At 63.8% G+C, this 12248-nt stretch carries 6 protein-coding genes and 1 pseudogene; 1 reads left to right on the top strand and 6 read right to left on the bottom strand.

Annotation, left to right across the window (positions count from 1 at the left end):
• Positions 1–228: 228 nt before the first annotated feature.
• Positions 229–366 (top strand): annotated as a pseudogene (locus tag PspTeo4_RS25470) (LysR family transcriptional regulator); the annotation flags it as partial.
• Between the two features lie 187 nt (positions 367–553).
• On the opposite strand, the gene PspTeo4_RS25465 reads toward PspTeo4_RS25470, so the two are convergent.
• The 6 genes from PspTeo4_RS25465 to recC all read right to left on the bottom strand — a co-directional run bounded on the left by PspTeo4_RS25465 (position 554) and on the right by recC (position 12172).
• Positions 554–1042, bottom strand: a complete 489-nt coding sequence (locus tag PspTeo4_RS25465) for an OmpA family protein (RefSeq protein ID WP_416196976.1) — start codon at positions 1040–1042, stop codon at positions 554–556.
• A 35-nt stretch (positions 1043–1077) separates the two neighbouring features.
• The gene (locus PspTeo4_RS25460; protein ID WP_322366490.1) at positions 1078–2319 is read right to left on the bottom strand and encodes a diguanylate cyclase domain-containing protein; all 1242 of its coding nucleotides are present in this window, start codon (positions 2317–2319) and stop codon (positions 1078–1080) included.
• Positions 2316–2882 (bottom strand): YfiR family protein, encoded by a 567-nt coding sequence (locus tag PspTeo4_RS25455; protein WP_322366489.1) that lies wholly within the window; start codon positions 2880–2882, stop codon positions 2316–2318. The genes PspTeo4_RS25460 and PspTeo4_RS25455 overlap by 4 nt, the downstream gene beginning before the upstream one ends.
• 67 nt (positions 2883–2949) lie before the next feature.
• Positions 2950–5025, bottom strand: coding sequence for an exodeoxyribonuclease V subunit alpha (recD, locus tag PspTeo4_RS25450; RefSeq protein ID WP_322366488.1), 2076 nt, complete (start codon positions 5023–5025; stop codon positions 2950–2952).
• Entirely contained in the window at positions 5022–8696 is a 3675-nt protein-coding gene (gene recB, locus PspTeo4_RS25445) for an exodeoxyribonuclease V subunit beta (RefSeq protein WP_322366487.1), read from the bottom strand. Before recB ends, recD begins: the two co-directional genes overlap by 4 nt.
• Complete coding sequence (recC, locus tag PspTeo4_RS25440; RefSeq protein ID WP_322366486.1) at positions 8693–12172, bottom strand: exodeoxyribonuclease V subunit gamma; 3480 nt, start codon at positions 12170–12172, stop codon at positions 8693–8695. The genes recB and recC overlap by 4 nt, the downstream gene beginning before the upstream one ends.
• Positions 12173–12248: the final 76 nt, after the last annotated feature.

The raw sequence follows: 12248 nt of genomic DNA, 5'->3' as shown, positions 1-12248 counted from the left end.
GTGGTCTTCAGAGAGACAGAAACCGTCCTGTTCACGCTGCCAGTCACACGAAGGCGTAGGTAGTAGATACCGTGTCGTCGGTAATGGTACGGACTCGCCAACCGGCAAACTGGCCTCAAGGGAAGCGTGCGGTTTGTGACAGCACTTGTGACAGGGTGCTCCTGTGGAAGGGTGTTCATGGTGGTTAAGCCCTTGTAATCACTGGGTTAACCCTTTCCCTCTTTGTCGTTCTGGATGTACTGCCGCGAGGATCTGCGCAAGTTGAAGCGGATTACCCTGTTGTGGGATTACATCCGTGAAGTGACCGAGGCGAATGCACCGTTGTTGATGGGTGAGACGCGGGCGATGCGGTTCGTTCAGGCGTAAGCGAAAGCTGCGCGGTCCTTACCGTCCTAATGCACCGCGTTGCCTGCATCGCCGGCAAGCCGGCTCCCACATGGACCGCGCCGCTCTCAATATCACTGCAGCTCCTGTAGGAGCCGGCTTGCCGGCGATAGGGCCAGAAAAGGCAACGCAAGAGCGTGGCGGGTGTGGTGTTGATGATGCTGACGCTTCAGTACGACGCCACCACAATCGATACCCGCCGGTTCTCCGTGCGCCCCGCGCTACTGCGGTTGTCGGCCACCGGCTGGCTGCTGCCCAGGCCTCGGGTTCGAATGTTCTGCGCTGGCATGCCGACACCAATCAGTGCCTTGGCCACACTCTGTGCGCGACGCTCTGAAAGCTGCTGGTTGTAAGCGGCCTTGCCGGAAGCATCAGCATGGCCATCGACCCGCACATTCTGGATACCCACGCCTAAAAGCGCCTTGCCGATCCGCTCGACAATCGCCTCGCTCTGGCCGTTGAGGCTGTCCAGGTCACTGCCGAACAGCACTTTGCCGGACAGGTCATAGGCCCAGCCTTCTTCCGTCGGCGCAAACCCTTCACGCTTGAGCACAGCAATCTGTTCGGCGCTCAGCCCTTTGGGTGGCGCGCTCTGGCAGCCACCCAGCGCCAGCAGGGCGAGCAACAACGCCAGAATGGGGAAACGAAAACGCAGCATCACGGTTCAACTCCTGTCTTTTTCTCTACGGCGGACTACTCCGTCTGCGCCGCTTGCCAATGGCCACGGCGCTTGCGCTTGGCCTGGTACATCGCCGCATCGGCGGCATTGAGGAGGCTGGCGGGGTCAGCGCCATCCTGCGGGTAATAGGCAATACCGACGCTCAGCGAGGTGGTGATGCTGCTGCCGCTGTCCAGCTGCATGGGCAGCTTCATGCTGGCAACAATCTTCTCGGCAATGCGCTCGGCGTCTTCGCGCGACTGCATCGGCGTCAGGATCACGGCGAATTCGTCGCCACCCAGGCGCGCCACCAGATCGTGCTCACGCAACTGGGCGCGGACGCGCTCGGCAACGCAGATCAACACTTCATCGCCCACCGCATGGCCAAGGCTGTCGTTGATCTGCTTGAAATGGTCGCTGTCCAGGAATAGCAGCGCCAGGTGATCGCCCTGCCGGGCCGCATTACGCAGCGTACGGCTCAAGCGGCCTTCGAAGAAGGCGCGGTTGGGCAGGCCGGTGAGGCTGTCGTGGCTGGCCTGGTGGGCCAGGGTCTGGTTCTCGTTCTGCAGGTGGCTGTGCCAGACCTCCAGCTCATCCAGCAGCGCATTGAAGTCGTTACCCAGCTCGTTGAGCTCGGCTATCGGCGCTTCCGGCACGCGCCGGTCGAAGCTGCGCTCACGGCGTGCGGCGTGGGCCACGCTGGCCAAGCCGCGCAGGGGACGAACAATGTCGCCCAGCATACGTTGCGACAGGTACAGGGCCACCACCGCACTCAACAGCGTGCAGAACAGGATGCCGCCCAACCCGCTGAGCAGGAACAACAGCAGGCTGCGGCCCTGGCCAATCAGTTCGATGTGCCCGACCTTCTGTTGCTGGTGCACGATAGGCAGATTGATCGGTTCGTCCAGCAAGGCGGTCGCCACCTGGGTTTCCAGGTGCGCAAGCATGCTGTCATCCTGACGCTGCCAGTGCGCCAGCTCCTCACCGTCGTTGTTGAAGACCTTGGCGTCTGCCACCTCTTCGGTGCTGGCGATCAGCGCCAAGGCCTCGCTGGCGGCGGCGCTGTCGTCGAACACCACGGCGGCCTCGACGGTGTAGTTGATCGAGCGGGCAATCAGATGCAGGTTGTGGTTGGCATAGGCCTGCAGGGCGAACACCCCGAGCAGGGTCAGGGAAATACCCGCCAGCCCCACGGCCAGCAACGCTACGCTGAGGTGGCCACGGCCCAGCACCGAGCGCAGGGTCGGACGGGCATTGCGCTGCTTGCCGGGTTTCATGGCTGCACCGCTCGGCGCCGCGACAATTGCAGCACGCTGGGATGAATGCGCACGCCGGAACGCGCCACAGAGTCGAGATTCACATCGAAGGCGACCTGCTGGTCGCTGACCCGCAGGCAAAACAGGCTGCCGACCGTGCAGGGGTCGTCAGCCTCGCTGATGCTCAGCACTGGATGACCACTGACCGATTGGAACAGGCGGTCGCGCTGGCCGGGGTCCAGCTTGCCGATGTACAGCGCATCGCAGGATTGGGCGAGCTGGACATCATCAGCCAGCAGACGGCGCACCTGAAGCGGCTGGCCGGTGTTTTGCACATTGCCTTTGATCAGGTCGTCAGCATATTCGGTAGGCCCGACCAGACACAGGCGCAACGGCACCGGTGCAACCGGCCAACGGGCATAGCTGAAGATTCCCAGCACCACCTGGGTCACCGCCCTGGCCCGTTCCTGTGCCTGTACGGCCGTTGCAGTGGCATCGGCGCGCACAGGGCCCGCCAATAGCAACAGAGCAGCCAGAAGCAGCGAAAGCGCGCAGCCCGACAACCGTCCCCCGGCCCCTGTCATGTGGAAAATCTCTCACAACCCTTTCAAATTATGTCGCAACGATAGCATAACGCCGCCCGGCAGGCGGCTAGACCTGCTCCAGCATCAGCCCCGAAATACGCCGCACCTTGCGCAACACAGCCTCTTCGAAAATGCCCTGGCGAGGTTCGACCAGGCTGAAGCAGTGCTTGGCGCGGGTGATACCGGTGTACACCAGCTCTTTGGTCAACACCGGGTTGAGTGCATCCGGCAGCACCAGGGCGGTATGGCTGAACTCCGACCCCTGGGACTTGTGCACTGTCATGGCGTACACGGTCTCCACTTCGTTCAGGCGGCTAGGCAGGACGAAGCGCACACCGCCACTGCCATCGTTACGCGGGAAGGCTACACGCAACAATGCCTGGCCCTGCTCATCCGGCAGGAACAGGGCAATGCCGATGTCGCCGTTCATCAGCCCCAGGCCGTAGTCGTTGCGCGTGACCAGCACGGGGCGCCCCTCGTACCAGGGCTGCTGGCTGTTGATCAGCCCGGCGTTGTGCAGCACGCGCGTCACCCGGTCATTCAACCCTTCCACACCCCAGGCCCCCTTACGCACCGCGCACAGCAACTGGAAGTCCTCGAAATGTTGCAGCACCTTGCTTGCCCATTGCTGCCAGCGCGCGTCGTCGAACGCGGTACCGGGCGCCGGACGAAAGCGCCCGATGGCACGCAGGTAGTGACGATAGCCTTGCGGCCCTTCTGCCCCGCGGTTGAGGCCATCGAGCAGGAAGCGGTCGAAGGCGCGGTCCTGCTCACCGCGCAGGGCCAGGCCAAACACGTCGGCAGGTGGCATCGTCAGCAGGTCACGTGCGGCCTGCGCTTCCTGGCGGTTGACCAGGCGGGCCAGTTGGCCGATGCCACTGCCCTCGCCAAAACGACGCGAAAACCGCAGCATCACCACCTGCTGGGCCAGCGGGTTGCGTTGCGCATCGCCGGCCTTGAGGCCGCTGTCCGCCAGCGACTGGCCGCCCACTTGTTCGAGCCACGCGCGGGTTTCAGGCGAATAGCAGCCCTCTTCCGCGTCCCGGCACAGGTCTCCCAGCACTGCACCGGCCTCGACCGACGCCAGCTGATCCTTGTCGCCCAGCAGAATCAGGCGTGCCCGCGGCGGTAGGGCATCGAGCAGGTTGGCCATCATCTCCAGGTCGATCATCGAGGCTTCATCGACCACCAGCACGTCCAACGGCAACGGATTACCGGCATGGTGACGGAAATGCCGCGACCCAGGGCGACTGCCCAGCAGGCGATGCACCGTGCTGACTTCAGTGGGAATCTGCCCGCGCACCTCGGCGCTGACCTGCAGCCGCTCGACCTGCTGGCCAATGGACTCGGTCAGGCGAGCGGCGGCTTTGCCGGTCGGCGCGGCCAGGCGAATGCGCAGTGGCCGGCCCTGCTCCACCGCTGGAGCCTGCAGCAGCGCCAGCAGGCGCACCACTGTGGTGGTCTTGCCGGTACCAGGGCCGCCAGTGATGATGCTGAAACCTGCACGGGTGGCCAAGGCACAGGCGAGTTTCTGCCAGTCCACCAGGCCTTCTGGTGAGCCGCCGTCGAACAACTGGGCCAGGCGGCCCGGCAATTCGCCAGGCGGGGCCTCGCCCTGACTCAGGCGTTGGCGCAAGGTCTGGTCGATCTGCCGTTCGTAGCTCCAGTAGCGGCGCAGGTAAAGGCGCTCGCCACTGAGTACCAACGGACGCGAGCGCTGCGCCTGGTTGTCGCCGGCTGCGACCAACGTGCTGGCGGCGATACGTTGGCGCCAGGTGGACAAGTCCAGCTTGGCCAGCAGCTGCGAAGGCAGCATCAGCGGCCCGGCCAGGGCATCGCCTTCCGGCGGCAGCGACAGGGCGAAGTCTGGTTCGGCCAGCGTTTGCTGCAGGTCCAGGCAGACATGACCGTGACCCAGCTGATGGCTGGCCAGCGCCGCTGCCAGCAGCAGCAACGGATCACTGCCGGGGGCACGCTCTTCGAGGAAGGAAACGAAAGCGCGGTCCAGGGCACGCAACCAGCCCCGCTCTACCCAGCGGTCGAGCAGTTCCAGCAGGTCTTTGCTGTCACGTTGCGGTGCCAGTGCCTGCAGATACTCGGCGTCCAGCGGTGTGGGCAAAAGGTCGTCAAGGCTTCGGCTCATGGCGCGACTCCGGCAAACAGGTCCTGCTGTTCAGGCTGGTGTGCGCCGCGGAACAGGGCGTCCAGCGCGTCGATCAGCTCACGGGGCGGTTTGGCGAAGTACACGCCGTGGCCACTGCTGGCCCCCCGCAGGAAAATGAACAATGCGCCGCCGACATGGCGGTCGTAATCGTAATCAGGCAGACGTGCGCGCAACTGGCGGTGCAGGGCCAGCAGGTAAAGCACGTACTGCAGGTCATAGCGATGCTCGAGAATCGCCTTTTCCATGGCCATGGCGTCATAGGCCTGGGTATCGGCGCCCAGCCAGTTGGATTTGTAGTCCGCCACGTAGTAACGGCCGTCGAGTTCGAAGGCCAGGTCGATGAAGCCTTTGAACATGCCGTTGAGCAGCGTCGGCTGAGCCGCCGGGCGGCCCGCGCCGGGGTGCGTGTGACGCGCTACCAGGCGGTCAAGCTGCTCGGCGTCGACCTGGTGGCTGGCGAACCAGAACTCCATTTCGATCTGATAGTGGCGTAGCTGGGCGAGCGTCAGGGTCGCGTTGCCCCGGTCGATTGGCAACGGCTCGGTCAACAGTTGCTGCAACCATTGGCTCAGGGCCGGAATCCAACCGGTCCAGTCCCGACGATTGCAACGCTGGCCAACCGTGCGTTCGAGCAACTTGGGGTTGCCGCTGACTTCGGCAAAGCCCTCGCGACCGGCCCATTCGAGCAGACCATGCAGGAAGGTGCCGGGGTTTGGCCCACGGGGGAAGCGGTGGATGTCGCCACCTTCGGCCGGCACTTCACGCACCAGTTGGGCATCGACCAGTTCGTCATCGAGCAGTTGCTGGGCCAGGGAACTGTCGGCTCCCAAGGTCTGTTCGCCAACGCGCAGTGCACTGTAGGAGGCGATCCACCAGTGCTCGGCAGCTGTGCGGCGCGGCTTGCGCGCGGGCAGCAGCTCACGCTCGCTGCGGGGTGCGCTGTAGGCTGCGTCATTCGCTTCAGGAAGACCGGTGCAGGCGATTTGGTCGCAAGCCGATTGCAATGCCTGCAACCAGTCCGCCAACTGCCCCGAGGACGGAAGCGCCAGCCCTGCGCCGAGCAAGTAACCCAGCGCCGAACGGTGCAGCTGCGAGCTTTTCTGGTTGCCGCGCTTGAGGTCGGCTACCCCGAGCCAGCAGGCATGCTGGGCACGCGTGAGGGCAACATAGAGCAGGCGCAGGTCTTCGGCGAGGCGCTCGTCGTCGGCCAGCACAACCTGCTCTGCGGTCGGCGTAAGGGTGAGGTGGGCATTGCCCTGGCCGTCATGCCAGGCCAGCGGCAGCCGGGAACCGTCCACCGGTTTGCTGGTACAGATGAACGGCAGGTAGACCAGCGGATACTCCAGGCCCTTGGACTTGTGGATCGTCACCACCTTGACCAGTTGCTCATCGCTTTCCAGGCGCAGGATCTGCTCTTCGCCAGCCTGGCCCGAGCTGCTCAGGTGCTCGGCGAGGTGACGGATCAGTGCCTGCTCGCCATCCAGCTCGCCAGCGGCCTGTTGCAACAGTTCGGCCAGGTGCAACAGGTTGGTCAGCACACGCTCGCCATCGGTACGGCCGATCAGGATGCGGGGCAACTCGAACTCATGCAGCAAATGGCGCAGCATCGGCAGCACGCCCTGGCGCTGCCAGAGTTCGCGGTAATGACGAAAACGCATGACCCAGTCTTCCCAGACCCGCTCGTCCTGGTTGAGCTGGTCCAGCCTGGCCAGCGGCAGGTCGAGGGTCAGGCTGGCCAAGGCGGCCTTGAGCAGACGTTCAGAGTCTGGCTCGGCGCAGGCCTTGAGCCACGCCAGCAGGTCGTGGGCTTCCTGGGCGGCGAACACCGAGTCCTTGTCGGACAGATACACGCTCCGCACGCTGCGTGCGGCCAGTTCGCTGCGAATCAACTGCGCTTCATTGCCGTCGCGCACCAGGATGGCGATATCCGACGGCAGACAAGGACGCAGCTCGCCCTCGCCGTTGCTGAACCCGGTGGTGCCCTGCTGCCCGCCGTTGAGCAAGGCCACGATGTGGCTGGCGCAGCTGGCCGCCAGCTGTTGGCGATAAAGCGTGCTGGAGATGGGCTCGTCACTTTCCAGCCGCCAGCATTGCAAGGCTGTGCTGGTCTGGCCGTCGATCAGCAACTGTTCGCTTCGGCCTTTGGCCTTCACCTCGATGAAGGGTAAAGGGTTGTCATGCTCTTCGCGGAACAGGAACGCCCCTCGGCCTTCGACCCGGTTTTCTGCCTGGAGGAACACTTGGTTGACCGCGGCGACCATCGCCTGGCTGGACCGGTAGTTGGTATCCAGGCTATGCAGGCGGCCAGCGGTGGCACGTCGGGCGGTCAGGTAGGTATGGATGTCGGCGCCGCGGAAGGCGTAAATCGCCTGCTTGGGGTCACCGATCATGAACAGGCCGGTTTCCGGACGATTCTCGGTAATCCGGTAGATGGATTCGAAAATGCCGTACTGCACCGGGTCGGTATCCTGGAACTCGTCGATCAGCGCCACAGGAAACTGCTCGCGAATCAGTCCGGCCAAGCGCTCGCCGGCTTCACTGGTCAGCGCATGCTGCAAACGCACGAGCATGTCGTCGAAGCCCATCTCGGCACGTCGGCGCTTTTCCACTTCAAAGCGCGCCGAAACCCAGGCGGCGGCGTGTTCCAGCAAGCGCGCATCGGGGCTGGGCAAGGCCTGCAATTGCTGCTCCAGCGACTGCATGGCATCGAGCCCGGGGTGCTCAGGGGGCTCGCCGGTTTTCCAGATTTCGGCCATGCCGTCCGGGGTCAGCCGGGTGAAACCAGTACCCAGGTCAAGCTCCACGAGCTGATCATCGCTCGCCCAGGCACGCAGTTTGTCGAACCACGGAATAAAGTAGCGCGCTTGCAGTTTGCGGCCGTCCACCTGCTTGGCGGTCACTGCGTCCTGGCAGATCTGCTGCAGCTCGTCGGCCCATTGTGCCCAAGGGGCCTTCAGTAGATGCAGCTGTTCGTTTCGCTGCTGCAGCGCAGCCTCGATCAACACGTGCGGTTCAGGTGGGTCCTGATCTGCGGCAACACGACCAAACAGCGGACGAATGCGGGGCAACAACGCGGCGGGGCTGCCCCAGTGGTTGCGCACCCAGGCCAGGGCTTCGCCTTGCATGCCGTAGCAGAAGCGCCGCCAGTAATCGCGCATCACCTGGCCCAGCAAGTCGCTGTGGTCGGTTTCCAGGCTTTGGGTGAACAGGCTGCCGCTGTCGAATGCGTGCTCACGGAGCATGCGCTGGCACCAGCCGTGGATGGTCGATACCGCAGCTTCGTCCATCCATTGCACGGCAATTTCCAGGCGGCTGGCGCAGCGCGGCCAGTCGTGCTCGGGGTAGTCACCACGCAACTGCTGCAACAGCGGATCGGCGGCGGCCAACTCGCCACGGAAGAAACGTGCGGCTTCGGCCAGGCGGGCACGGATGCGCTCGCGCAGCTCCTTGGTGGCCGCATCGGTGAAGGTCACCACGAGAATCTGCGGCGGCAGCAGCTCACGACCGAAACCTTGCTCGCCGCCATGGCCAAGGATCAGACGCAGGTACAGCGCAGAAATGGTGAAGGTCTTGCCCGTACCGGCGCTGGCCTCGATCAGTTGGCTGCCATGCAGGGGAAAACTCAATGCCAGTGGACGAACCTGGGTCATACGCCACTCTCCGGGTTACCCAGGGTTTGCCAGGGTGCGGTAAATAACGGTTGGTACAGGGTCTGGCACCAGCCTTCAAAGGTTTCGTCTGCCATGAGCGCGGCAAAGTCGCGGAACTGGCGGGACAGGGCGAGACTTTCGCTGCGTTCGCCAAAGGTGGTTCGGCCATCGCCCTCATAGGCCCGCTCAGCGGCGGCCAGGGCTTTGTCCGGGTCTTCCTGGGCGAGCCAGGCAAAGGCTGTCTTGGCCGCTACCGGCAGCGGTGCGTTCATCGCGGCCTGGCGCGACACCAGCAGGTGACCGAGCAGTTTGCCGGCATCCGCCTGTGGCAGAGGGGGAAGCAGCAGGGTCAAGTCGCTGGCCACCACCGCGCTGTTGAGCGGATAGCCCGCAGCGCAGGCCGCCAGATGCATCACCCAGCTTGCCGTGAGGCGGTGCCATTTGAAGTTGTTGCGCCCGGCGCTGATGGTATTGGGCACCGTGGTGACGCTCAGCAGACTCTGGTCATCCGCCTGGTAGACACGCCCCAGCCAACCCTCGAGGCGGTGATTACCCTGCTCGAAATGAATCGGCAGCGCACCCTCGACCACGGTTGGCCAACGTTGCAGCAATTGCCGGTGACGCTGCAGCAGGTCGGGCAAGGGCTGGACCAGTTCGGCCTGAAGCAGCTCGCCGAAGCCCGCCAGAGGCAACATCCCGCAGGCCTGCAGGCGGCGGGCCTGGGCCTGCAAGGCCTGCTCTGCATGGTCGGGGTCGGCCAAGGCGGCGCCCAGCAAGCTCTCGCTGGCGCCGTAACGCTGCAGGGTATCGAGGACGAACGGTTCCTCATCGGGGGTTGGCGCTTCCAACGCCTCGAAAAATACTTTCAGCCGCTGACTGAAGAAATGCCGGACCGGGTGACGCAGAAAGTCCTGCAGTTGCATCAGGGTCAGGGCTTCATCGTTGACGTAGGGCGCCAGGCCCGCGCTGTGCGACACCTGCTCAGTTGCCTGGTGCAGTACCTGCCACTCGTGTGCGTAGCTGAACAATGCGCTGCCCTTCTGGAAATAACGCGGGCTGAAGGGCTGTAGCGGATGCTCCTGGGTCAGGGCATGCAGCAGTTGCTGGCCAGGCTCCTGCTGTTCGCCGTCCTGGGCACCGAGCGGCCGCCAACCGGCAGCCAGGTGATCACGCAACTGGCCGATCAGCACAGAGGCTGGCCGCTCGCTGTTGTCGCGAATGCTGCGTCCAACCCAGCTGACATACAGTTGGTCACGTGCCGACAGCAGGGCTTCAAGCAACAAATAGCGGTCGTCTTCGCGACGCGAGCGGTCGCCGGGGCGGTAGTCGCTGGCCATCAGGTCGAAGTCCAGCGGCGGCTGGGCTCGCGGGTAATCACCATCGTTCATGCCCAGCAAGCAGACCACACGGAAGGGAATGGCGCGCATCGGCATCAGGGTGCAGAAGTTCACCGAGCCAGCGAGGAAACGCTGGGACAGCTTGCCCTGGTCGAGTCCGGACAGCCAGGCCTCGCGCACCACGGTAAGTGGCAGCAAGTCCTGCAAACCCACGGTTTCGCACACTTCCAACCAGCTATCGCGCAGTTCCTGCAATTGCATCAGGAGGAACTCATCGTGATCACCCTCGGGCAGGAAGAACACCTGCAAGAGTGCATGCAGACGCTCTCCCCACTGTGTGGCGGTGGCCGGCTGACGCAGGGCTTCACAGGCCACATCCAAGGCGTCCAGCAGCGCCACCAACGGTCCGATCAACGCCGCATCCAAGCCGCCGATTTCATCATAGGGCTCGATACCATCACAGCTTTCGCCCACACCGACCGCATAGCCCAGCAGCATGCGCCGCAGACCAAATCGCCAGCTGTTCTGCTCAAGGCCTTCAGGCAGCCCGAGCGATGCCCGTTGGTGGGCACTGAGCCCCCAGCGGATGCCGGCCCCTTCAATCCAGCGATGCAGCGTAGGCAGGTCACTTTCACGGATGCCAAAACGGGCGCGTACGGCGGGGACATCCAGCAGGTCGAGTACTTCACTGACGGCGAAACGGCTGTCGGGGAGCTTGAGCAGGTATTCGAGGGCAATCAGCAATGGGTCGCGGCCACGCTGGCCCTGGTCGGTCAGGGTGTAGGGAATGTAGCGGGGATCGTTACGCTGCAGTTGGCCGAACACGGCGCGGATATGCGGGGCGTAAGTGTCGATTGCCGGGAGCATGACGATGATGTCACGCGGTCTCAGGGTGGGGTCGGCGCTGAACCGGGCGAGCAACTGATCGTGGAGGATTTCGACTTCACGCTGCGGGCTATGGGCCACGTGAAAGCGCACCGAGCGATCCTTGCTGGTATCGACCGGCGGCCATAGTTCACGGGTTTCAGCCAGGGGGCGAAGCTCAAGAATATCGTCCTGCAACTGGTTGAGCAGCGTGGTCGGCTCGCCGTCGCTGAACAGGTCGATACGGCCATCGCTGAACACGCCCTGGTAGCTACCTGGATCGTCGTAGCTGTCGAGCAGGTTGATGTAATCACGCCCTTGCTTGCCCCATGCGGCTAGCAACGGGTGGGCATGCTGATGCATCGATTCGTCATCCAGTTGCAGGGGCATGCCCTGCTTGCGCTGCTGACGCTTGTACTGGTGGCGCAGCAGGTCCTTGTCGGCGACGATATCGGCCCAATGGTGGCGGCAAGGGTTGTGCACGCACAGCAAGACCTGGCTGAATCGAGCCAAGCCAGCCAATGCCTCGAGTGCCTGGGCGGGCAACGACGAGATACCGAACACGATCACCCGCGACGGCAAGCCTGCCGGGGCTTGCTCCAGTTGCTTGATGCGCTCGATGAAACGCTGGTGCACGCCGGCGCGGCTCTGGGCCATACCTTGCTCGCCGACATCTTCCAGCAAGGCCCGCCACAACTCGGCTTGCCAACGATTGCCGGGGGCCAGCGGCTTGCGTTCGCCCCGAGCACTGTTGAGCACATGTTCACCGGCGGCCCAGTCCTTCAGCCAGTCGGCGCGGTAGACCTGGTATTGGTCAAACAGGTCGGCAAGGCGTTCAGCCAGCTGGTAGCGCTTGCGCAAATCGCTGTCGTCGGTGAGGAAGCGCCGCAGCGGTTCGAAGTGCGGGCGTTCGATCAAAGCGGGAAGCAGGCGCATCAGGCGCCAAGTCAGAGGAGCCTTGTCGAGCAGGGACACCTCGGGGATTTCCTCGCGTCCCAGTACGCGTCGGTACAACTGCCACATGAAACTACCTGGCAGTTGAACGTCAATGGCGGCCGCGATACCACAGCCTCCCTGATCATCATCCTGTGGGTCCTCGGCCAGGGCCAGCTTGAGCCACTGTGCGATGCCGTTGCTCTGTACGAGGGCGATCTCGTTTTCCAGTGGCGCCAGCGGGTAGCGCCGCATCCAGCTCACCACCAAACTGCGCAAGTCGTCCAACCGATTGCCATGGACGATCATGAAGCCTGGATGAAGTGGGGTGCTGTTGGCCATTGAGCGTTCTCTGGTGGCTGATCTGTTCTGGGGCGGAACCATATCACGGGGCACATACCGAAATGTGTCGCGGTCG

It is taken from the genome of Pseudomonas sp. Teo4 (genome assembly GCF_034387475.1).
Lineage (GTDB): Bacteria > Pseudomonadota > Gammaproteobacteria > Pseudomonadales > Pseudomonadaceae > Aquipseudomonas.
The sequence above is the reverse complement of the archived record's forward strand: the minus strand, read 5'-3'. Positions and strand labels throughout refer to the sequence as shown.